Here is a 24,640-nt window from a genome sequence, read left to right as displayed (position 1 = left end):
TATGGAAGGGTCAACAAGGGAAGATGAGGTTATAAAATGTCTAATTGAATTAGAAATAAAAAATAAAAGAGGTATAACAGCAGCTGAATTAGGTTCATTTATGGGATTAGATCGCACTAATATAAGCAGATATTTGAATAAGCTATATAAAGAAAATAGAGTAACTAGGAAAGAAGGAAGACCAGTTGCATTTAGCAGTATTAAAGATGAAAAGCAAGAGAAAAGTTTAAATAAAGATAAACAAGATGGTATAAGAAATAATAATGATAGCTTAGAGGTTCTGGTAGGTTCGGAACAATCATTAAAGTTACCAATACAACAGGCTAAAGCAGCAATATTATACCCTCCAAGAGGGCTTCATACTCTTATACTAGGAGAAACTGGTGTGGGAAAATCATTGTTTGCTGAGGCGATGTATCGTTTTGCAAAAGAGTCAAATATGATATATCAGAATGCGCCTTTTGTTAGATTTAATTGCGCTGATTATGCAGATAATCCACAATTGGTTGTAGCACAGATATTTGGAGTAAAAAAGGGAGCTTTTACAGGAGCAGATAGTGAGAAAGAAGGATTATTAAAGAAAGCTGATGGTGGGATCTTTTTCTTAGATGAAATACATAGATTATCTCCACAAGGACAAGAAATGTTATTCACTTTTATAGATAAAGGATATTTTAGACAGCTAGGAGATACGGAAAAGAAAATTAAAGCTGAAGTACAAATTATAGCTGCAACTACAGAACAACCTCAATCATTTTTATTAAAAACCTTCACAAGAAGAATTCCAATGACAATCGTTCTACCACCTTTACGTGAAAGGAAGTTAGAGGAACGATACTATCTTTTAAATGAATTTATAATAGCAGAATCATTGAGACTCGGACAGAGCATATATATAAGCAAAAATGCAGTAATATCATTTCTATTATATGATTGTCCTAATAACATAGGTCAATTAAAAAGCGATATTCAGCTTTCTTGTGCAAAAGCATTTCTAAATTATAAAGTAAACAAGGAGAATTATATTCTAGTTGATCAGGCCGATTTACAGCCTAGAGTTCAAAAGGGATTAATGAAAATTCGTGAATATAGAAAAGAGATAGATAATATAGCTAAAAACATGACGGATATTTTAAGATTTTCTAATGAGGATAAACTATTAAAAAAGCTTGAATTCGAGGTAAATCAAGAAGAAACATCTGAAAGCAAAAGTTTTTATTCCCTTGTAGAAAGTAAGATGGAGGATCTAAAAAATAAAGGAATTGATCAATCAAGAATTAACGATATTTTAAATATTGATTTAGAAAAATATTTTAGAAAATATATTAGTACAATATCAAAAAGTTTTAAAAAGGATGAGATTGCTAAAGTTGTTGATTTAAAAGTTGCAACTGTTGTTGAAAATATGTTAGCAATAGCATCTGAAAAACTACATAGAGAATTTGAACAAAAAGTTTTCTTTGGATTATCTCTACACTTACAGGGAAGTATCGAAAGAATCTCTTTAGGGAAAAAAATATATCATCCGAAGCTTAGTGTTATAAGAGTTCAGTACAGAGAAGAATTTAGTGTGGCGATGGAGATAGTTAAGCTAGTTGAAAAGGAATTTAATTTAGATGTTCCCTTAGATGAAATAGGTTATATAACTATGTTTTTATCGGCATGTGATGATGATAATAATGAGCAGTTAGAAGAAAAAGTCGGCATATTAGTAATGATGCATGGAATTAGTACGGCTAGTAGCATGGCTGAAGTAGCTAATTCTCTTATAGGGGAAGAATATGTACAAGCACTGGATATGCCTTTGACAATGAAGGCAGAGAGTATGCTAGATAAAGCTAAAGAAAAAGTTAAAGAAATGAGCAATGAAAAAGGCATATTGTTATTAGTAGATATGGGCTCATTAATTAATTTTGGAAATATTATTAGCAATGAATTAGGAATTAAAATTAAAACTATTGATATGATAACAACATTAACTGTTATTGAAGCAGGAAGTAAAGCATTAAATGGAAGAAATTTAGATTCAATATATAGCTCATGCAGAGATATAGGAAGAGCATCTATACAGATGGCTAAAGAAGATTATAAGGAGGATAAGGATCTTATTATAATTACCACATGCTTTACAGGAGAAGGTGCAGCAGAAAGGATAAAAGAAAGATTAAGTTTTAATTTAAAAAATATTGAAAAGGTGAAGATCGTACCATTAGATATCCTAGATAAGGAAGATTTTTTAGCTAAAGTAAGTAAATTAAAGGAAAGATATATAATATTAGCGGTTGTAGGAACAATGAATATTTTTATAGAAGAAGTACCGTTTATATCAGCACAAGATATATTTGTGGAGCAAGGAATAGGTTATTTAGATCAGTTAATTAATTGTGAATATGATTTTCTAAAAGTACAGAAAGCACTAATAAATGAGATAAAGAATTTGAATTGCATAAAATTAGTATCTTGCATTAGAGGGGTAATAGAAAAAATTCAAGAAAGTTTAGAAATTAAAGTTCAACATGATGCTCAAGTAGGAATGTTAATTCATATGAGTTTTCTTGTAGATAGGCTGAAAAATGGAGGAAAAGAAATTCTATTTAAAAATTTGAAGGGGTACAAGGAAGAGAATAGTAAAGAATTTGCAGAAATAAAAAAGGCATTGAAAGCTTTTGAAGAAGCTTATGATATAAAAGTAGGAGATGATGAGGTAGCATATATAGTTAGAATGGTTAAAGAAAATATAGTTTAGTGTGTAATGATAAAAAAGTGTGCAGAATGAATTGCACACTTTTTTTATAAATTTGCACAATTAAACAGAACTATGTTATAGAAATAGAGCCATTTAAATTTCTTTATGTGATGGAAAAGTGTTGGCATGACAATTGCTTAATATATTTGTGTAAAGAAAATAAAAATAGATGAGATGGTAGAGGAGGTTTTTCATGAAAAATATATTATTAGTTTGCTCGGCTGGAATGTCTACAAGCTTACTAGTTTCAAAAATGCAGAAGGCAGCAGATGAAAAAGGAATAGAGTGTAATATACAGGCTGTTGGAGAATCAGAAGTGAAAGATTATATAGATAATGCTGATGTTTTATTATTAGGGCCACAAGTTAGATTTTTACTTACAAAGTTCAAAAAGAGTCTAGTGGATAAAAACATAGAAGTAGAAGTTATAAATACAGTTCACTATGGAACAATGAATGGGGAAAAAGTTTTAGAAAGAGCTTTGGAGTTAATAAAAAAATAAGTAGTTAAAAGGAGCAAAACATAATGGAAGAAATAATAATGAATCTTATAGTGCATAGTGGGGAAGTTAGAAGTTATTCTATGGAAGCAATTCAATGTGCGAAAAAGGGAGAGATTGATGAAGCCAAAGAACTAATAGAAAAAGCTTCGACTGAGCTTTCTGAGGCACATAATGTTCAAACAAGCTTAATTCAAAAAGAAGCATCTGGAGAAAAAACGGAGATTTCATTGCTTATGGTGCATGCACAAGATCATTTAATGACAAGTATGACATTAAAATATCTCGCATCTGAAATTATAGAGATACATGAAGAATTACGTAAAAGATAGAGTTTATGTATTTCTCAATTTTGATAAGAAGGTGGTTATGAGATGAAATACATTATAGGTGTTGATGGTGGAGGAACAAAAACGGAAGCTACAGCTTATGATTCAGATGGAAAAGCTATAAGGACATCAATAAAAGGCTTTGCTAACTTATTAAATAATAAGGAAAAGGCTTTAGAAAATATAATAACTGCTATAAAAGAAATAATAGATGAATTAGAAAATCATGAGCTTTGTGGCGTATATCTAGGCATCTCAGGATCAGAAGTTGGAAATAATGCAGCAATAATAAGAGAAAATATAAAAGATAGGTTAGGAATTGAAAGTGTAGTTATGCATGATTCTGAAATAGCCCTTAAGGCTATGCTCAAAGGGAAAGATGGAATATTAGTTATAGCGGGTACTGGTTCGGTAGCATTTGGAGTTAATAATAATTTAACTGCAAGATGCGGGGGATGGGGAAACCTGTTAGGAGATGAAGGCAGCGGATATAAAATTGCGATAGACGCTATAAAGAGAATGATATTTGAAGAAGAAAATGATTTGTCTCCATCTGAATTAAGTAGAGAAATTATGAATGAATTGCAGATTAGTTCAGTTGATGAAATAACAAGATTTGTATACTCATCTACTAAAGATAAAATTGCATCATTAGCAGAAATAGTTGCAAGGCTAGGTGAGTCAGGGAATGAGATAGCATATGAAATACTAACTAATGAGGGAATAGAACTGGCGAAGACAGTCAGCAATGTGTATAAAAAATTAGGCTTTAAAAGCTGTTCTATTGCGCTAGTTGGAGGCGTTATTAAAAAGGCAAAAGTAGTTAGAAAGGCCTTTGAAGATTATATCAAAGAAAAAATAGTTGTCGAAGAGTTCGTAGATGAGGAAATTTCACCGACAATAGGAGCTTACTATATGAATAAGATTAAGGATGAAAGTGAGGTGTAGAAGGATATGAAAAGATTAGGGATTTCAGTTTATCCAAATGAGAATAACATAGAAGAAATAATTGAATATATACATCTAGCTGGAAGATATGGATTTAGAAGAATATTTACATGCTTGATTTCAGTTGGAGATAGAGATTTAGATGATATAGTAAATGACTTTAAAAAAGTTACGGAAGCAGCAAAAGAAGAAAATATGGAAGTTATAGCAGATTTGGACCCTACAGTATTTAAGAAACTAAATGCATCAATATATCACCTAAAGATATTTAAAGAAATTGGACTCGATGGAATAAGGCTTGATATTGGTTTTAGCGGGCAAGAAGAAGCTATTATGAGTTTTAATGAATATGGACTAAAAGTAGAACTAAACATGAGTAATGGAACTAAGTACATTAATAATATTTTGTCTTATAAAGCCAATATTAATAATTTGTATGGATGCCATAATTTCTATCCTCACATATATACAGGTCTTTCACTTGAACATTTTATTAAATGTTCAAAACAATTTAGAGAACTGGGATTAAATACTGCAGCCTTTATAAATTCACAAAGAGCAGAGTATGGTCCTTGGCCCGTTTCAGAAGGTTTATGCACCCTAGAAATGCATAGAAATCTGCCTATAGATGTACAAGCTAAGCATTTATTAATAACAGGATTAATTGATGATGTAATAATAGCAAATCAATTTGCGTCTGAGGATGAGCTTAGATTATTAAGTGAATTAAATAAAGAAAAGATAACCTTTAAGATGGAATTGGCTGAAAGTTCATCTAAATTAGATAAGAAAATTATTCTGGAAGAGTTCCACTACAATAGGGGAGATGTTTCAGAATATATGCTAAGATCAACTCAAAGTAGGGTTAAGTATAAAGGTGAAAGCTTCCCAGCAGTTAATACTCCAGATATTAAAAGAGGTGATATATTAATAGATTCGGATTTGTATACTAGGTATGCAGGTGAGCTTCAAGTTGCTCTGAAAGATATGAAGAACACTGGCAAAACAAATGTAGTAGGCAAGATAGTCGATGAAGAAATGTTTTTACTCGACTATATAGAGCCATGGATGAGCTTTGGTTTTAATTTAAATATTTCTAATAAAAGGGGGAAAATTTAATAATGAATAAGTTTTTTGAATGGATGGAAGAACATTTTGTACCAATCGCATCGAGGATTGGATCACAAAGACACTTAGTAGCAATTCGTGATGGATTTGCTACAATTATGCCTATTATTATGGCAGGAGCTTTTGCAGTTTTATTTAACAATTTGGGTTTTGAGTGGTATCAAAATTTTATGAATTGGCTGCTCCCAGCCTCTTGGAAAAACTGGGGAGGAGCTATTTGGACTGGATCATTTGCAATTATGTCAGTATTGGTTGTTTTCACCATATCATATCATTTAGCGAGGTCTTATAATAAGGATGGATTAGCAGCAGGAATAGTATCAGTTGCAGCATCAATTATATTATATTCAACAACTCAGGATGGAGCATTACCAATGACATTTTTAGGCGCGCAAGGTCTATTTATTTCATTAATAGTAGCGTTGATAGCTACCGAAATTTTTGTGAAATTAATAGGTAATCCTAGACTTGTAATAAAAATGCCTAATGGAGTACCACCAGCAGTTTCAAAATCTTTCGCAGCTTTATTACCATCGATTATAGTTCTAGCATTAGCAGCAGGAATTAAGGAATTATTTATGTTTATGAGTGTACCTGATATACATCAAGCTTTATTCTTTACATTACAAAAACCACTACAAGGTATTGCAGGAAGTTTAGGTGGAGTACTTGTAATAGTTTTTTTAGTACAATTATTATGGTTCTTTGGTTTACATGGTTCAAATATACTTGCACCAGTTATAAATGCATTATTACTACCATTGCTTCTAGCTAATACAGATGCAGTAAAAAATGGGCTAGCACCTGAATATATATTAAACAGTCAATTTTTAGATTCATATGTAAACATGGGAGGAGCAGGAACCACAATTGCTTTATTGATTGCAATATTTATTTTAGGTAAAAAATCAGGTGCTCAGCAAAAGGTAATTGCGAGCTTAGGAATAGCCCCAGGATGTTTCAATATAAATGAACCAATAATATTCGGTATGCCAATAGTTTTAAATCCAATTTATTTTATTCCATTTATACTAGCTCCAATAGCGTCATTATTAATAGCATATACATTAACTGTTATAGGATTCGTACCAAAAGTATCAATACTTGCAGCGTGGACTACACCACCAATCTTAGGTGCAATTATATCTACAAATTCAATTATGGGTGGAGTTACAGCTCTTATATGTTTAATTGTAAGTGTAATAATATATCTTCCATTTGTAGCTATAGCAGGTAAGCAAATATCAAATGACTAATAAATATAGATAAACAAACTGAAACTGCAAACAATATGTTACTTATTTCTATTAAAGTGATACAATCAAAGTTAACAAGTGTGGATAGTTATTCTATTGTAAGTTTCACATATTCTTCGAAATGAATACAATTACGGAAATTAGATGCATTTTTGTGAAGTAGGAATTTTCATGGCCTGCGAAACAACAATGTGTCTATTTTCGGTTGATTGTAGCTTAAGTTTTAGTTACGTATTGGATATCTATAAATTTTAAATGGCTTATAATTTAATTTATTCTTAAATCTGGGCTTTACAATAAATAATATATTAAGTTAAAATTAGTATAATAAATTCGGATAATATAAATAAAATATATTGATGTACTATAAATAAGATAAAGTGACTCATGAATAACGAGTATGACTTTCTCTATAAGATATGATTTTAATTGAAAGTAAAAGGGTGATAATATGAGTATAACCATGGATTCGGCAGTCGTAATAAAGTCTTATAATAACAATATAGTCTCTGTGGAAATGAACGGACAAGAAAGAATACTTTTTGCAAAAGGTATTGGATTTGGAAAAAAAACTGGAGATAAGATTGAAAAAGGCACCGAAGTTGAAAAGGTATTCCTTATCGAAAATGAAGATAACTTAAGAAATTTTAAGCAAGTTATTGAAAATGTTGATGAAGAGTTTTTTGAATTATGTGAAAGGATGATATCTTTTATTGCAGATGAATTACAAGAAAAATTAGATGAGAGGATCCACGTTGCACTAGTAGATCACTTGAATTTTGCTGTCAAGAGAATCGCTGATAGTGAAGAAATAGAAAATCCATTTCTTATTGAGATTAAAGCTTTATATTCAACAGAATATTCATTAGCAGAAAGAGTTGCAAAAAAACTGCAAGATGAGATAAATATAAATATACCATTAGGTGAAATCGGCTTTATTGCTTTGCATATTCATTCGGCTAGGAACTCAGGAGTAATATCTAACTCTATAAAGAACACATATATGATAAACTCAATAATTGAGTATATAGAGGAAAAGATGTCAATAAAAATTGACAAAACATCACTAGATTATGCTAGATTTTTAACACATCTGAAATTTGCTATAAAAAGAATATCAACAAACATATCTATAAAGAATGATTTTATTAAAGAAATAAAATCTAAATATAAAATATCTTATAAGATAGCTAAAGGTGTATCAAAAATATTGGTTGAAAAGTTAGAAAAAGACGTTGTCGACGATGAAATAGCTTACTTAGCAATGCATATAGAAAGATTTAGAAGGGCCACTTTAGAAAGTTAAAGTTTTTTAATAAATATGAGAGCTGTCGCATAAAAGAAATTGATACGGTATATTAATTAAGGGACTAAATTGAAAATTAATACATTGCATTAAAATATTCTTTCTTGTGACAGCTCTTGTTGTTTATATAGTAAAGTTAATTACTTCATCCTGTCCTGCTGTAACATTTTTACCAACAGCAGTATTTAATCCTTTTACTAAATCCATATTAGTAATCAAAACAGGAGTAACTAGTGAAAAACCTTTATTTAGAATAAATTCTCTATCTATTTTTATTATCGGTGTTCCAGCTTTAACTTTAGTTCCAGCTTCAATTAGCTGCTCAAATCCCTCGCCATCTAAAGAAACTGTATCAATTCCTATATGAACCAATAATTCAACTCCATTGCTCAAAGTTATTGCAAAAGCATGTTTTGTATTAAATACTAGTGTTAATTCTCCATCAGCAGGTGCAACTACAATATCACCAACTGGATCTATAGCAATTCCATCACCAGCTAATTTTTCGGCAAATACTTTGTCGGGTACCTCAGATAAATCTATTGTTTTACCAGTTATAGGGGCAAGAAGTTTTATTTCCGTGATTAAATTCTTTTTAAAAAAATTAAACATATTTATATTCCTGAGCAGTCAGGAATGGTCACATCCTTTCATTCTAATATTTATATTTACAACAGAAAAAAGCATAAGTTTTCCGTACGACGTAAACTCATGCCTGATTTAACAGTTACACATTTATGAGTTAATTATATTATTTTAAATTATTGGTGTCAATAATAAAAAAATTTAAATAGGTATTGACTAAAGGATAAAAGTAGAATAATATGATGGTATAAGATACGTTGTTTGGCGTGTAACCGATTAGATTTGGGCATTAGCTGAAAAGGATAATTATTAATTTATCCTTTTCAGCTTTTTTATTTGCTAAAAACAATGATTAATTATATGTTTTCTTAATAAACTTATAGTGTATTTAAGGATTAAAATATCCTTAAAATAAATTAATAATATGGAGGGAGAACTTTATTATGATGAAGTATCTACAAAAACTAGGGAAATCTTTAATGCTCCCAGTAGCTTGTCTACCTGTTGCAAGTATTTTAATGGGGATAGGTTATTGGATTGACCCTACTGGCTGGGGAGCTAACAATGTAGTTTCAGCGTTCCTATTAAAGGCAGGTGGTGCACTAATTGATAATATGCCAATTTTATTCGCAATTGGTGTTGGTGTTGGTATGTCAGATGATAATGATGGAACATCTGGACTTGCTGGACTTGTTTCATGGCTTATGATTACAACTTTATTAGCACCAGGAGCTGTCGCAATGTTTAAAGGCATTGATGTTAAAGAAGTTCCAGCCGCTTTTGGTCATATTCAAACACAATTTATCGGTATTTTATCAGGTTTAATCGGAGCAGCATGTTATAACAGATTTAAAGGTACTAAATTACCAGATGCATTAGGCTTCTTTAGTGGTAAAAGATGTGTTGCAATAGTAACAGCAGCAGCATCAATTTTCGCAGCACTTATATTATTCTTTATATGGCCTGTTGTTTATGGAGCTTTAGTAGCTTTTGGTGAATCAATTGTATCTACAGGTGCTATCGGTTCAGGTATTTATGCATTCTTTAATAGATTATTAATACCATTTGGACTTCACCACGCACTTAACTCAGTATTCTGGTTTGATGTAGCTGGAATCAATGATCTTGGTAACTTCTGGTCAGGTAAAGGAACACTTGGAACTACAGGTATGTACATGACTGGATTCTTCCCAGTAATGATGTTTGGATTACCAGCAGGTGCATTAGCTATGTATCATACAGCTAAAGATAAGAGAAAGAAAGCAGTTTATGGTCTATTATTAGCAGCAGCAATATCTTCTTTCTTCACAGGTGTTACAGAACCATTAGAATTTGCATTCATGTTCTTAGCTCCTAGCTTATACTTAATCCACGCTGGATTAACAGGAATTTCAGCGGTTGTATGTACATTACTACCAGTGAGATCTGGATTTAACTTTAGTGCAGGTTTTGTAGACTGGTTCTTAAGTTTTAAAGCGCCAATGGCTGAAAATCCACTTATGATAATTCCAATAGGATTGGCATTTGGTGTAATCTATTATGTAGTATTCCGTTTTGCAATAACTAAATTCAACTTAAAGACTCCAGGTAGAGAAGATGAAGATAGTGAAGAAATCAATGTAAAACTAGCAAATAATGATTATACACAAGTAGCAGCTATCATCTTAAAAGGTGTTGGAGGAAAAGGAAACGTAGTTTCAATTGATAACTGTGTAACTAGATTACGTTTAGAAATTAAAGACCAAGCAGTTGTAGATGAAAAAGTTATTAAATCTGCAGGTGTATCAGGAGTAATAAGACCTGGAAAAACAAGCTTACAAGTTGTTGTAGGAACACAAGTACAATTTGTAGCAGATGAATTCAAAAAATTATGCAAATAGAAACTAAGCCTCACAATTCCAATTTATATACAACAATTTAAATTTTATACTCATTAAACCTAACAAGAAAAAGGGCACTCCATTGCAAAGTATTGAGTTACAGAGATATTCTCTAAAAACTGAGCAATAGAGTGCTTTTTTGTATAAACCTCATATTAAGTATTAAATATATTTATAGGCAAGCATACTAAACTAGAATGTATATTTAGACACTAGAAAGGGAAGGTATTCTTTTGCGGAGTGTTGCATTGAGAAGACAGCTGCAGATATTTCTTAATTAAAAGTTGTTCCGTTCACGCTTGTCCTGAGTTTTAGCTCAGGAGCAAGCATGAATGGGTGCAACTTTTACTGCTAGAAATTCGCAGCTATCTTCTCAAGCAACCGAGCAAAAGAATACCTTCCCTTTCGGTTGATTAAATTACAATTCTAGTTTCTAAGTTTAAAGTCTTTTTTTTGATTTCATTAAAGTTTATAATATCTAATGTACAAATATAAGTGGATGGTGAAAACATATGGAGTATATAAATGATATTAATATAAACGAGGCAGTTATTCATATATTAGATAGTAATGGAGAAGAACCTATTTTAAATGAATATAGTTTGGAATTAGATGAAGATATCTACGCTTTTTTATATAAGCATCTAGAAAAATGTTTAAAAGATGAAGAGCTAAAGTATGGAAGATTTAATTTAGAAAGAAATATAGTTAAGGAAATTGCGCAAGATTATTTGAACGGAGTAGATAATAATTTAGTGAACTTATCTAAGGAACTAGCAAGACAACTGTTTATTATAATGAAGAGCAATGTGAATATTCCATCTGGAGATCTAATCATAGCATCAATAACTACGGATCAAGGCCCTATGATAGCTATACTTAAGATGGATTATGTTAAAAACTTTACCCATGAAGTACAATTTAAAGATGACAAAATTGGAATAGGCATAGTACCTCAGATAGCTGGTCTTCCAGGTAGTGGTCAAAAAATACAAAAGGCCGCTTTTATAAAACCTATTATAGAAGATGAAAAATATAATCTAATGATTTTAGATAAACAAAAAAGTAGCAAAGAAGATGAATATGGAGCCAATTATTTTATAAATACTTTCTTGGGAGCAAGTATAATTACAAATGAGAGAGATATGACAAGAACATTCGTGAAAGCAGCTGAAAACTGGACTAGAAAGAATATCACGGAAAATGCAGAAAAAGCAGAAGAAATTAGAACTGCTATTAAGACCAAGTTAAAAAAGGAAGATACTATAAATATCGATAATTTCTCAGCAGAACTATTCACGGAACAGCCACATGTAAAGGAAGACTTTTCTAATTATATAAAGCAGCAAGGATTAGATGAAGAGGTAGCAGTTGATAAAACTTGGGTAGAGAAAAAATTAAAAAGAGTTAGACTTAATATCGATAAGCAGATTGATCTATATATTAATGAAGATACTTACCATGATTTAAGTAAATTTGAGATCCAAAGAAATGGCGATGGAACAATAAACCTAATAGTAAAGAATGTAATTAATTATATAGAAAAGTAGTATAATCTATTAGATTATAAAGTTAAATTATTAAAATGAAAGTATACTTATATTTTCTGAGCAATGTTTATTTTGAAATTATCTCTATAATGAGTATTAATTCAAGAGTTATTGTATTTTTAAAACTTTCTAAGTAAGGCTAAGAGGTTAAAAAATACAATAACTTTTTATTATGTAATTATAATTGAAATGTGTAACTTTAGTGTTTGACTATATGGCCAAACTTTGAAAAAATTGGTTTTGAAGTTAAATCGTCATCAGTAATTAATTGACAAGGCTTAGAGTATACAGGAACCCTTAATTTATCATATAGATATTTATCGATATCTTCTTTAGCAAAATTTAATGATGAATGCTTTCGGCTCAATTGATATTCAAAAATTAAGTTATCATCATAAACATGAATTTTCCATATAAATGGGACTATTGGCATAGAGTAAACTATATCTTGTATATCTGCAAGAGTAAATTCCATGCCTTTAATATTTAGTACATTATCATCCCTGCCATAATGAATAAGAATAGGTGAATTATCTCCGCAATCACAATTAAAATTGTCCTTAATCTCAACTATATCGTGATTAAAATATTTTAGTAAAGGCATTCCCTCTCTTGCAGAAGAAAGTATGCAATGACCTTTTAGGTTATGACCTAGTGGTTTAAAATTGGAGTCTACAACTTCTACTTTCAAGTTAGGATGATTTATATGGTGTTGTCCATTTTTGCAGGTCATAAATAAACCTCCAGTTTCTGTAGATCCAAAGAGATCAAAAACTTGAACGCCCCAAAGTTTCTCTAAATATTTTCGTCTAGTGGAAGTAGATAAATCTCCAGCTATAATCAAAGCTCTTAAGTTTGGAGTTGGTAATGTAATACCTTTTCGAAATGCTGATTCTGCAAGAATTTCAGCTTCAGCAGGTGGGAGAGCGATAATAGAAGGATTAGATCGTTGAATTATCTCAATAACTCTGGCAATGGGAGTAATAGAAGAAGCTTTATCTACGGCAATATGTCCTGCATTAACTTTTTGACACGCCCAAAAAAGAATAAATGGTGGCAATGCTATTGCGAATGGAAATCTATTTAACAATAAGTCGTTAGATGAAAGATTAATATGAGAATTAATAATAACTTTTGCTTCTTGATCAGAATCTTTGAAACTGTACCAGCTTGAAGTAGGAGTGCCTGTAGTTCCACTTGTTTCATGATAAGTAGCTATCTTCTTAAAATCTGTTCCTATTAAATCGTAAGCATCACATTTCCGAAGTTCTTCTTTAGTAGTAATTGGAATACCACTCCAATCATTTAAATTTAATCCATAAAATTTATTTTGATAGAATTTTGAGTTTAATGCTATTTTTATAAAATCTTCATTTTTCATATAAAATGTAACCTCCAAATAGAATATAAAAGTATATACAGTAAATTATAGTATAATATGGATAAAAAGGTCAATAAATGAGACAATATAAAATATTAGATGTGGAGATACACTGCATGTAAAATTGATTTATTTAATTTATGAAATATTGAAGAATGTATTTTGAATTTTGAGGAATAATATTCAAGAAGTTATTTAAGACATCATTAAGAGAATATATTAATATTTTTAATTTTTTCTATAGATGTTTCAGTACGGAGGAGAATATTATGAAGAAAAAAAACAAAGGATTATCTGCATGGCAGATTGCAATGATGGCGCTGGGAAGCATAATAGGAGGGTCATTTTTTCTTGGTTCAGCTGTAGCCATTAATGCGGCAGGACCATCGATTTTAATATCGTACATATTGGCAGGAGTAATGGTATATTTTATACTTTATGCTTTATCAGAAATGACTGTTGCAAATCCTCATTCTGGATCTTTTAGAACTTTTGCAACACAAGCTTTTGGGCCAGGGGCTGGATTTGTTGTTGGATGGGTTTATTGGGTTGGAATGGTTCTTTCAATGTCTAGTGAAGCCACTGCTGTATCAATTTTATTAAATGAATGGATTCCTAATATATCTATAGCTATAGGTGGAACTATAATTATAGTAAGTGTAACTTTACTTAATCTTTTAGGAGCTGATAAATTAAGCAAGTTGACTAGTGGTCTTTCAGCTATAAAGTTACTGGCAATAGTTTCATTTATAATCATATCCTTTTTATTAATTATCGGAATAATTCCAGGGAGAGCAGCTATAGGGGCTGGAGAATTAATTAGAGAGCCTTTTATGCCGCGTGGAGTAAGTGGTATTGCTGGAGGGATGCTTATAGTAGTATTTGCTTATGCAGGTTTTGAGATAATTGGATTAGCAGCTTCAGAAGCACATAATCCTACAGAAACAATTCCAAAAGCAATTAACTATACTGTTATAGGACTTGTAGGTTTATATATACTTTCCCTTCTCGCATTACTTCCATTAATTCCAACATCTGAGTTAAGTGAAAATATAAGTCCAATGGTTGCGGCACTTGATAGAATAGGAATTACATGGGTTGGTAATATTATAAACTTAGTACTAATTACAGCTATACTTTCAGCATCTCTTGCATCTATGTTTGGTATTGCAAGAATGTTAAGATCTCTTGCAGATGAGGGTGATGCGCCTAAATGGCTAAAAGATAAAAATGATATTCCTTATAAGGCTATAGTATTTTCGGGTTTGTCTATGCTTCTAGGACTAGGTTTTGGATTATTATTTCCTAGAATTTATCTGTTTTTAGTTACTTCCAGTGGATTTGCATTACTTTTTACTTATGCAGTAATTATGGCTACACATATACGATTTCGTAAAGAAAATGGATGTCCTCCAAACGGAAAATGTCAGATGCGTGGATATCCATACACATCTTGGATCGGTCTGATAAGCATGATTGTTGTTATTTTTAGTATGCCTCTTATCTCTGATCAGGCACCAGGTCTTATAGTAGGGTTGATAATGGTAGCATTATTTTCACTAATATATTTAGGAATGAGGTTTTTTAGAAGTTCAGAAAATAATAAGAATAGATACACAAATGTGAATACCAAATTATATAAATCTAGGTTATCAACAGAATTCTCAGAAGAGTTGACTAGTGAGAGTACGAAACAAGAAAAGGATAAATCTTGTGAAAATCAATGTAACAAGTGCAACAAAAATTGACGGGGATTGAAGGTTTAAATGTATTATTTATAGGATCTGTTAAAAAAGGCTGATTGTAGAGAGCGTATAATGACTAATTTTAATTTATAAATAAGTAAGAGACCTGATATAAAGTAAAAACATTATATCAGGTCTCTTTATCATATTTATTTTAATTAAAATTACTAAGTGCTTGCCTCATCTATTATTTACGAAATAATGATGAGTGGAATTAATGTATAAAACTAAGTCAAACTTAATTATAACTGCTATCTAATGAAGTTAGTAGCAACCCTTGGTTCTCTATAAGGCAATGACAATCCAGAATTTTTACCTGCTTGTATAGATTTTAAAAGCCATGCCATATTTTTTCCAAGCAGTCTCATTGTTTGCATCCCTTCTAAATCCTGTTTTACTTCTTCAGGAGTATTTCCGTGAACCATGTTCCAATATTGAGAAGATACAACTGGCATGTTTGAAATAGTGAAATATTTGTTTAGCTGATCAAAAGCAGCTGTTGAACCACCACGACGACAACTCACAATTGCAGCTCCAGGTTTATATGCCAAAGAACCTGCACTAGCATAAAAGAGTCTATCTAAGAAAGAAGTGATTGAACCTGAAGGTGCTGCATAATGTACAGGGGAACCAAAGATCAAACCATCAACCTCTTTAGCTTTTTCTAAAGCTACATTTACAATATCATCACTATATACACACTTGCCAGCGCCACTTTTATGACATCCGCCACAGCCAATGCATCCACTGATAGGTTTATTTCCAATTTGGAAAATCTCTGTTTCGATATTTTCTTTTTCTAATTCATTTGCTATTTCACATAAAGCAGTATAAGTACATCCTTTAGCTTTTGGACTTCCATTAATTAATAATACTTTCATTTTCTTACACCTCATTATAATTATATATTTATAAATACTTATTATTAATAATATACAATAATGTAATAGAAAAAGATAGAACTCAACTTAATGTATGATTCTATCCTTAAATGAGAGTTAGCTTAGTATTTCTCATATAAAGCGTGTTCGTCACTTTTGAGAAATATATAAAATATTTGTGAATGTTGTAATATTCATATTTTCTCAGGTTTATAATCTTAATGAAAGGATAATAAATTTGCTATTACATTATCAATATTGCCTGGTGAATTTAACAACTTATCTGAAATTACAGCATAATTGCAGTCATTAGTTTTACTTTTAAGATATGTATATATTATCTGAGATTGATCAATCTCTTCTTTCCCAATATCGATAGGATAATTAATGTTTTCATGATTAAAGCAACGAACAACTTCGTTTATTAAGAGTGATTTCAAGTCTTTTGAATCAGCATCCTTTATAAAATACTTCTTTTTAAAAAGCATGTTATTTCCTTTAATGAGAAAAAATTTAAAGCTATTATTATCTAAATATTCGAGCAAAGCAATATTTGCGTTGTTTTCAGTAAATTTAACAACATTAATTCTATCAATTAGATAATTTACTGCATTTATATAATCTCTATATTTAGCAGCATTTTCAAAATCAAATTTTTCTGATGAATTCTTCATAATGCATTCCATTTCGTCAAGAATACTGTTATCTGTTCCACTGAGGAGTTTAACTATTTTATTTAATATATTTAAGTATTCCTCTAAAGCTGAGTGGTTAAAACACATCCCTATACATAAGCCTAAAGAATGATTGATGCAAGAGGATGAATTTTTTGAATTGTTATTACAAAGTATTTTGAAATATTCTTTTAATCCATAAATTCCTCTTTCAACGAGGTTTCTTCTTGAATATGGTCCAAAATAAATATTTCCATCAGTTTTACTAGATTCATGAGAGGTTTCAATACTCGGAAAATTTTCGTTTAGAATTATTTTAATATAAGAGTAAGATTTTGGATTTTTCATTAACCTATTATAAGCAGGCTTAATTTCTTTTATTAATTCACATTCAAGTAAGAAAGCCTCAAATTCTGTATCAGTGGTTCTATACTCGAAATCCTTAAGATTTTGAACTAACTTTATAATTTTAGGAGAATGAGATTTCGAGTTTATGAAATATGATCCAACTCTATTCTTTAAGTTTTTTGACTTACCAACATAAATAATGTTATTAAGAGAATCTTTCATTAGATATACACCAGGGCTAGAAGGAAGTTCTTTTACTTTCTCTTTTAAATTCATATTATACACTCCTAAAAACTAATATAGAGAAATTATTTAGTTACTATATTTTATCATGGTATATATCTAATTAATAATAAATTTTATTACCATTAAATTATGTAATAATATATGATCTAAGCAGATGTCTAATTTGACAAAAAGTAAAAATATACTATAATTATTATTAATTGTAAATAAATGGATTTGATATGGAGTAAACTATCCTTTGGAAAATGTAGCTTGTGATAATCTTAACCTTATATAGATCTTATAAGGGACAAGCAATAAAATAATACTGTTTTTTAGAAGGTATATATGAAAATAATTAAGGAGAATAGTAGAGGTGAAACGGTGAGAAGGAGTACTAATAGGACTTTAGAGTTAAGAAAATCATTAAATAATAACTCTAGAAAAAAGGCAAGAGTAAGAGCATCTAATAGTAATTTTTTTAGGGAATGGGTATTACCAACAGTTTCTGCGCTTACACTTGCGTTGCTAATAAATAAATTTATATATTTTAATGTATATATCCCCAGTGGGTCAATGATACCAACTTTGAATATTGATGATAAGTTGATTGTAACAAAAGTGTATGATAAGCAGAATCTAAAAGAAGGCGATATTATTGTATTTTATTCAGATGAGTATAAGGAAAGGTTAGTAAAGAGGTTAATAGGACTTCCGGGAGATAAAATAGAAATAAAAGATGGTATTGTATTTAGAAATGGTGAACAACTTAAAGAGAATTATTTGAAAAATAAAGATAAATACAATGGAACTTTTGAAGTACCTAAGGGAGAATACTTTTTCTTAGGAGATAATAGACCAGATTCAATAGATTCAAGACGTTGGGAAAAGCCATATATAGATGGTTCTGATATAGAAGGAAAAGTTCAGTTTAGATTTTACCCAATTAAGGATTTGGGGACAGTTAAATAACGATAAATGTGCATAGATATCCAATACAAAACTTAGATTTATGATATAGCCAACCGAAAGAGAAGGTACTCTGTTTCTCGGTTGCTAGAAAAGATAACTGTGGATTTCTATCAGTAAAAGTTGCACCAGTCCTGCTTGTTCCTTAGGCAAGCTAATGACAAGCAGGACTGGAACAACTTTTACTGAAGAAATACCTACAGCTATTTTTTCAATGCAACACTACGAAAAAGAGTACCTTCTCTTTCTGGTCTGGAAAGTATTTCAAAGCATAGATCAAATTAATAGTTTGGATATCTATATACAGAATGTGATAAAGATATTTTTGATTATATCTCTATACTAGAAATAAGTAACATATTGTTTGCAGTGTTTCATTGGAATTTTGATGGTAATGATTCTCGGCTAGAAGTTGTTCCGAATATGCTAAAACTTTAGGTTTATATCTTTACTAGAAATTATAAATATTTTCATAGCTTTTCGGAACAAAAATACTTATAATTTCGGTAAGTTATAGATATAAACTAAGTTATTTCATTAATTTAACAAGTACAGCTTTTTGAGCATGTAATCTATTTTCTGATTCATCAAAGATTGAATTCGCATGTTCCTCTAAAACTTCAGCTGATATTTCTTCACCTCTATGGGCTGGAAGACAGTGAAGTACCATGGCACTTTTATCAGCAACTTCCATTAGTTCCTTATTAACTTGGAAGCCTTCAAAGGCTTTAAGTCTTTCAGCAGATTCATCTTCTCTTCCCATACTAGCCCAGACATCAGTAATCACTACATCAGCATTTTTAGCAGCTTCAGACGGGGAAGTAGTTATTGTAAATTGAACTCCTTCTTTTTCTGCAATTTCCTTAGCTCTGCTTAAGTATTTTTCAGAGGCTGTGTAGTTTTTTGGAGATGCGATTGCGAAGTTCATTCCAACTTTTAGACATCCAATCATCAAAGAGTTTGCCATATTATGACCATCACCAATGAATGCAACTTTCAAACCTTCAAGTATGTTTTTGTTCTCCCTTATTGTCATTAAATCAGCTAATACTTGGCATGGGTGTTCTTCATCTGTTAATCCGTTTATAATTGGAATTGATGCGTATTTAGCTAATTTTTCAACTTCGTCTTGAGAGAAAGTTCTAATCATTATTCCTTGTATGAATCTAGAGAGAACTCTTGCTGTATCTTCGATTGGTTCGCCACGACCAATTTGTAAATCTCTATCAGTTAAAAAAAGTGAATTTCCACCTAATTGATACATACCTGTTTCAAAAGAAACTCTAGTTCTAGTAGATGATTTTTCAAATATCATTCCTAAACTTTTACCTTTTAAATGAGGATGTTCTATGCCATGTTTTTGTTCATATTTTAATTGATCCGCTAAGTTCAAAATATCTAAAATTTCTTCTTTAGAAAGATCATCCATTTTTAATAAATCTTTTTTCATACATATGCCTCCAAACAATAAAAATAAACAACGAACAATTAATGAGAAATTTCCAAAGAAATATTTAATCTTAAAAGGTTACTCTATAAATGTTCGTCGTTCATTAATAAACTCTATTCTACAATATTAGATAAAATCTCAAGAATAATATCTATACCAGTCTTTAATTCTTTCTCAGTTATAACAAGTGGTGGGAGAAGTCTTACTACATCTTTTCCAGCTGTTAATACTAATAACCCCTTTTTTATGGCTTCCTTTTGAACTAATCCTGGATCACATTTAACTTTTATTCCAAGCATTAATCCCATACCACGTACATCTACAACTTGAGGATTCTGAGCTTCATCTACAAGCTCTTTTACATAAGCACCTCTTTTAGATATCTTTTCTAAATATTCTTCGTTGCATATTTCTTCAAGAACAACTAAAGCACCAGAGCATGAAACTGGATTAGCTCCAAAAGTTGAACCATGATCACCAGGCTGAAATACATCTGCAACTTTTGATGAACAAAGTATTCCACCAATAGGAAGTCCAGCACCAAGGCCTTTAGCTACAGAAACTATATCAGCTTCTACATCGAAATTATTATATCCGAACATTTTACCTGTTCTACCTATACCGCATTGAACTTCATCGAAGATAACAAGTACATCTTTTTCATTACATATTTTAACTACTTCTTGAACAAAGTCCTTATTAAGTGGAATAACTCCACCTTCACCTTGGATAGCTTCAAGCATTATGGCACAAACATCATTTGTAAGTTTTGCTTTAAAATCTTCTAAATCATTTGCTTTTACATAATCAAAGCCTTCTGTGAAAGGGAAGAAGTATTTGTGGAACTTTTCTTGTCCTGTAGCTTTTAAAGTTGTAATAGTTCTTCCATGAAAAGAATCTATTAATGTAAGAATTTTATTTCTATCAGCCCCATATTTTTCATAACTATACTTTCTTGCGAGTTTTATTGAACCTTCATTAGCTTCAGCACCAGAGTTAGCAAAAAATACTTTGCTCATGTTAGCTTTTTCGGTTAATTCTTTAGCTAATTTTAAACTTGGTTCAGTATGGAAAATGTTTGAAGTATGAGCAACAGTGTTTAATTGAGTACTAGTAGCTTTAACCCATTTTTCATGTCCATATCCTAAGCTGCTAACGCCAATACCGCTAGTAAAATCTAAATATTTATTTTCATCCTGATCGTAAAGGTAAACACCTTCACCATGAGTAAGTATTAGATCTAAACGTCCATAACTATTTACAACATGTTCTTTTGCTTCATTAAAATCGTATGACATAAAATTACCTCCCAATATAAAATCAGTTGACAATTTATAATTAACAATGAGCAGTTAAGAAAGAAACTCTTTTTGGGAATTTGGACCGTGAGTTTCATTCTTAATTGTTCACAGGATGCAAAGAATTAGCATCAATATACATTGTCAATTGTTAATTATTAATAAATCATTGTTCCGATCCCTTCATTAGAGAATAACTCTAAAAGAATAGAATGAGGTACACGTCCATCAAGGATAGTTGCTTTTTCAACACCCATTCTAATTGCTTCAACACAACAATCAATTTTAGGAATCATTCCACCTTTTATTATACCTTCAAGGCATAATTTAGGTATTTGATGTAATCGTAACGTACTAATTAGAGTAGAAATATCTTTTGGATCTTTCATAACTCCTGGCACATCAGTAAGTAGTATCAATCTTTCAGCTTTTAATGCAGATGCAATTTTTGCTGCGCAAGTATCAGCATTTATATTATATGCTTTATTATCATCTTCACCTAAAGCTACACTTCCAACAACGGGTATATATCCTGAACTAATAGTAGTTTTTAATATTTCCGCGTTAACTTTAGTTATTTCACCTACATAACCTAAGTCATTTTCTGATTCTATTTTTTTAGCTTTTAAAAGAGAGCCATCCATTCCACATAAGCCAATAGCTTTTCCGCCAAATTTTTCTATTAAAGAAACTAAATTTTTGTTTACTTTTCCGCCTAAAACCATTTGAACTACTTCAATGGTGATATCATCAGTATATCTTAATCCATTAATAAATTCACTTTTGTGATTTAATCTATTTAATAAATCTGAAATATCAGGACCGCCACCGTGCACTACGATTGGTTCAATTCCAACACATTTCATTAATATAATATCGTTTATTACTGTTTCTCTAAGTTCATCACTTATCATTGCATTTCCACCGTATTTCACTACTATTATTTTTCCACGGTAGCGTTGAATATAAGGTAGTGCGTGAACTAAGACCTCAGCTCTTTCTGTCTGATTCAAGTTAATACCCCCAGTCAATTTAGAATGTACAGTTCATAATTAAAAAATTATGAACTGTACATTAAAATAAATCTAAAATTTATTAATCTATAATTTAGGATTAACTCCTATAGTCGCCATTTATTTTCACATATTCATAGCTTAGATCGCAACCCCAAACATAAGCGCTGTAACCACCTAATGATAAGTTAATTTTAATAATTACTTCATTTTCACTAAGAACTTTCTTTGCAATATCTTCATCGAAAGGTAAAGAGCTACCTGCTTCGCAAACTTTTATTGAGCCAGCCGTACTTTCGAAGGCAACATCAACTTTTTCAGGATCGAAATCAATATTTGCATATCCAAGTGCACAAAGAATTCTTCCCCAGTTTGCATCACTACCAAACATTGCAGTCTTTACTAAACTAGAATTGATAACACTTTTACCTAGAACAACAGCATCTTTTTCATTCTTTGCACCGATTATTTGACATTCTAATAGTTTTGTAGCACCTTCACCATCTTTAGCTATATTTTTAGCCATAATTGTATTTAATTCAGTAAGGGCACTTAAGAAAGTATTATAGCTTTCATCTTTTTCAGTTATAGTAGGATTTTCAGCTAAACCATTAGCTAAAATTAATACCATATCATTAGTACTTGTATCTCCATCAACGCTGACTCTGTTATAAGTTAAACCAACACTTGATTGGAGCGCTTCATGCAGCAATTCTGGAGCGATAGAAAGATCAGTTGTAATAAAAGAAAGCATTGTTCCCATATTTGGCTCAATCATACCAGAGCCTTTTGCCATTGAACCAATAGTGATTTTTTTATCTCCTAAATAAAATTCTAAAGCTAATTGCTTTTGAAAAGTATCTGTTGTCATTATAGCTAAAGATGCATCATTAGATCCATCTTTAGATAGATTTTTAGTAAGCATTGGAATACCATTTTTAATAGCATCTATATTTAAAGGAACCCCAATTACCCCTGTAGATGCAACTAAAACTTCATCTGTTTTTAAGTTTAATTCTTTAGCTTGTAGAGATGTCATCTTCTTAGCTTTATGTAATCCATCATCACCATTACAAGTGTTTGCATTACCACTATTTATTATTATTGCTTGCGCCTTTTTGTTTGATAAATGCTCTTTTGTAATATAAATAGGAGCACCTTTAACTTTATTTTTAGTATACATTCCTGCTGCAGCAGCAGGGATTTCTGAATAAATCAGAGCTAAATCCTTTTTTAAGCTTCCTGGCTTTAATCCACAGTGTATACCAGAAGCTAAGAAACCGTTAGGAGCTGTAACTCCACCATCTATATATTTTATATCCAAATTTATAACCCCCTTTAATTGACTAAAATGCCGGTGCAATTAGATTTAATCCTTCTGCTTCATCAAAACCTAAAATTATATTCATGTTTTGAATTGCTTGTCCGGAAGCGCCTTTAACCATATTATCTATTGTACTAATAACAATGATTTGATCTTCCCTATGATTTAAGTGTAGAGATATATGACAATCATTTGTTAATCGTACATTTTTTATTGAAGCTGTATCACCAAGTGGAAGTACATTTACGAAAGGTTCATCTTTATAAAACTCTGTATATAATTTATGAATTTCTTCAAGATTTACTTTATCTTTTGGAATGCAATAAATCGTTGAAACTATGCCTCTATTAATTGGAAGTAGGTGAGGAGTAAATGTTATATTCACTTTATCTTCTGCCATAGCAGATAATGTTTCTTCAATTTCAGGTGTATGTCTATGAGCTCCTACTTTATAAGGTGCAAAAGTTTCATTTTCTTCTGGAAAGTGAGTATTTAAGGTTAAGCCTCTTCCAGCACCTGTAGTTCCAGATTTAGAATCACAAATAATGTTATCTAATTTTATTAATGAGTTCTTAAGTAATGGCATTAATCCTAATTCTATAGTTGTTGGATAGCAACCAGGATTAGCAACTAAAGAACATTCCTTGATCTTATCTCTATTTAATTCTGGAAGGCCATAAACACTGTCTGAATGTATTTCAGGTTGTGTGAATTTTTTTCCATACCATTTTTCGTATTCTTCTTCGCTGGATAATCTGAAATCGGCACCCATATCAATACAGATTTTTTTATTATCTAGTGCTTTTTTAGCAATATCTTCACTTAATCCATGAGGTAGGGCAGTGAAGATCACATCGCACTTTTCAACAACATCATCAGCAGATTCACAAATTAAATTTGTTTTACTTAAGAAATTTTTATATATATTGCTAATCTCTTGACCCTCAAAGGAAACTGAGCTTAAAGCTGCAACTTCAACCTTTGGGTGAGATAATAATAATCTTAAAAGTTCAGCACCTACATATCCTGTAGCACCAATTATTCCGATTTTAATCACTTTTAAATAGCCCCCTTTTTATTAAATTACAGAGTGAATAATAGTATA

20 protein-coding genes are annotated in these 24,640 nt (G+C 30.8%); 11 read left to right on the top strand and 9 right to left on the bottom strand.

Translation table 11 applies throughout. The annotated features are described in order from the left end of the window. The first annotated feature begins 1 nt into the window (after position 1). From CLCHR_RS09070 to glcT, 7 genes are all read left to right on the top strand, one after another. The gene (locus CLCHR_RS09070; protein ID WP_079439388.1) at positions 2 to 2,746 is read left to right on the top strand and encodes a sigma-54-dependent transcriptional regulator; all 2,745 of its coding nucleotides are present in this window, start codon (positions 2 to 4) and stop codon (positions 2,744 to 2,746) included. Between the two features lie 193 nt (positions 2,747 to 2,939). Next, positions 2,940 to 3,248, top strand: coding sequence for a PTS sugar transporter subunit IIB (locus CLCHR_RS09065; RefSeq protein ID WP_079439387.1), 309 nt, complete (start codon positions 2,940 to 2,942; stop codon positions 3,246 to 3,248). Between the two features lie 23 nt (positions 3,249 to 3,271). Continuing rightward, complete coding sequence (locus CLCHR_RS09060; RefSeq protein ID WP_079439386.1) at positions 3,272 to 3,577, top strand: PTS sugar transporter subunit IIA; 306 nt, start codon at positions 3,272 to 3,274, stop codon at positions 3,575 to 3,577. A 42-nt stretch (positions 3,578 to 3,619) separates the two neighbouring features. Next, the gene (locus CLCHR_RS09055) at positions 3,620 to 4,522 is read left to right on the top strand and encodes an N-acetylglucosamine kinase (protein ID WP_079439385.1); all 903 of its coding nucleotides are present in this window, start codon (positions 3,620 to 3,622) and stop codon (positions 4,520 to 4,522) included. Positions 4,523 to 4,528: 6 nt separating this feature from the next. Next, positions 4,529 to 5,641, top strand: a complete 1,113-nt coding sequence (locus tag CLCHR_RS09050) for a DUF871 domain-containing protein (protein ID WP_079439384.1) — start codon at positions 4,529 to 4,531, stop codon at positions 5,639 to 5,641. Positions 5,642 to 5,643: 2 nt separating this feature from the next. After that, the gene (locus tag CLCHR_RS09045; RefSeq protein WP_079439383.1) at positions 5,644 to 6,906 is read left to right on the top strand and encodes a PTS sugar transporter subunit IIC; all 1,263 of its coding nucleotides are present in this window, start codon (positions 5,644 to 5,646) and stop codon (positions 6,904 to 6,906) included. A 451-nt stretch (positions 6,907 to 7,357) separates the two neighbouring features. Continuing rightward, positions 7,358 to 8,212 carry a glucose PTS transporter transcription antiterminator GlcT gene (glcT, locus tag CLCHR_RS09040; RefSeq protein WP_079439382.1) on the top strand — a complete coding sequence of 285 codons (855 nt, stop codon included), beginning with the start codon at positions 7,358 to 7,360 and terminating at the stop codon, positions 8,210 to 8,212. 123 nt (positions 8,213 to 8,335) lie between these two features. Here glcT and CLCHR_RS09035 read toward each other — a convergent pair whose 3' ends face one another. Further along, the gene (locus CLCHR_RS09035) at positions 8,336 to 8,824 is read right to left on the bottom strand and encodes a PTS sugar transporter subunit IIA (protein ID WP_079439381.1); all 489 of its coding nucleotides are present in this window, start codon (positions 8,822 to 8,824) and stop codon (positions 8,336 to 8,338) included. Positions 8,825 to 9,240: 416 nt separating this feature from the next. Here CLCHR_RS09035 and nagE point away from each other — a divergent pair, with 416 nt between their 5' ends. Further along, the gene (gene nagE, locus CLCHR_RS09030; protein ID WP_079439380.1) at positions 9,241 to 10,677 is read left to right on the top strand and encodes an N-acetylglucosamine-specific PTS transporter subunit IIBC; all 1,437 of its coding nucleotides are present in this window, start codon (positions 9,241 to 9,243) and stop codon (positions 10,675 to 10,677) included. 512 nt (positions 10,678 to 11,189) lie between these two features. Continuing rightward, positions 11,190 to 12,227 carry a nucleoid-associated protein gene (locus CLCHR_RS09025; protein ID WP_079439379.1) on the top strand — a complete coding sequence of 346 codons (1,038 nt, stop codon included), beginning with the start codon at positions 11,190 to 11,192 and terminating at the stop codon, positions 12,225 to 12,227. A 199-nt stretch (positions 12,228 to 12,426) separates the two neighbouring features. On the opposite strand, the gene CLCHR_RS09020 is transcribed toward CLCHR_RS09025, so the two are convergent. After that, a complete protein-coding gene (locus tag CLCHR_RS09020; protein WP_079439378.1) occupies positions 12,427 to 13,608 on the bottom strand; it encodes an AMP-binding protein in 1,182 nt (393 codons plus the stop codon). Positions 13,609 to 13,877: 269 nt separating this feature from the next. Here CLCHR_RS09020 and CLCHR_RS09015 point away from each other — a divergent pair, with 269 nt between their 5' ends. Then, a complete protein-coding gene (locus CLCHR_RS09015) occupies positions 13,878 to 15,356 on the top strand; it encodes an amino acid permease (protein ID WP_079439377.1) in 1,479 nt (492 codons plus the stop codon). A gap of 248 nt (positions 15,357 to 15,604) precedes the next feature. Here CLCHR_RS09015 and CLCHR_RS09010 read toward each other — a convergent pair whose 3' ends face one another. Further along, entirely contained in the window at positions 15,605 to 16,234 is a 630-nt protein-coding gene (locus CLCHR_RS09010; protein WP_079439376.1) for a flavodoxin family protein, read from the bottom strand. A gap of 218 nt (positions 16,235 to 16,452) precedes the next feature. Next, positions 16,453 to 17,532: a GIY-YIG nuclease family protein gene (locus tag CLCHR_RS09005; RefSeq protein ID WP_079439375.1), complete on the bottom strand. Its 1,080-nt coding sequence runs from the start codon at positions 17,530 to 17,532 to the stop codon at positions 16,453 to 16,455. Between the two features lie 297 nt (positions 17,533 to 17,829). Here CLCHR_RS09005 and lepB point away from each other — a divergent pair, with 297 nt between their 5' ends. Beyond that, positions 17,830 to 18,453: a signal peptidase I gene (gene lepB, locus CLCHR_RS09000; RefSeq protein ID WP_079439374.1), complete on the top strand. Its 624-nt coding sequence runs from the start codon at positions 17,830 to 17,832 to the stop codon at positions 18,451 to 18,453. A gap of 526 nt (positions 18,454 to 18,979) precedes the next feature. Here lepB and argF read toward each other — a convergent pair. From argF to argC, 5 genes are all read right to left on the bottom strand, one after another. Continuing rightward, positions 18,980 to 19,900, bottom strand: a complete 921-nt coding sequence (gene argF, locus CLCHR_RS08995) for an ornithine carbamoyltransferase (protein ID WP_079439373.1) — start codon at positions 19,898 to 19,900, stop codon at positions 18,980 to 18,982. 113 nt (positions 19,901 to 20,013) lie between these two features. After that, positions 20,014 to 21,198, bottom strand: a complete 1,185-nt coding sequence (locus CLCHR_RS08990; RefSeq protein WP_079439372.1) for an aspartate aminotransferase family protein — start codon at positions 21,196 to 21,198, stop codon at positions 20,014 to 20,016. Between the two features lie 158 nt (positions 21,199 to 21,356). Continuing rightward, on the bottom strand, positions 21,357 to 22,211 hold the full coding sequence (argB, locus tag CLCHR_RS08985; protein WP_079439371.1) for an acetylglutamate kinase: 855 nt from the start codon (positions 22,209 to 22,211) through the stop codon (positions 21,357 to 21,359). A gap of 100 nt (positions 22,212 to 22,311) precedes the next feature. Further along, complete coding sequence (gene argJ / locus CLCHR_RS08980; protein ID WP_079439370.1) at positions 22,312 to 23,535, bottom strand: bifunctional glutamate N-acetyltransferase/amino-acid acetyltransferase ArgJ; 1,224 nt, start codon at positions 23,533 to 23,535, stop codon at positions 22,312 to 22,314. A 22-nt stretch (positions 23,536 to 23,557) separates the two neighbouring features. Beyond that, complete coding sequence (argC, locus tag CLCHR_RS08975) at positions 23,558 to 24,592, bottom strand: N-acetyl-gamma-glutamyl-phosphate reductase (protein ID WP_079439369.1); 1,035 nt, start codon at positions 24,590 to 24,592, stop codon at positions 23,558 to 23,560. Positions 24,593 to 24,640: the final 48 nt, after the last annotated feature.

It is taken from the genome of Clostridium chromiireducens, assembly GCF_002029255.1.
Taxonomy (GTDB): domain Bacteria; phylum Bacillota; class Clostridia; order Clostridiales; family Clostridiaceae; genus Clostridium; species Clostridium chromiireducens.
Note: the sequence above shows the minus strand (reverse complement) of the source record. Positions and strands in the feature narration are given on the sequence as shown.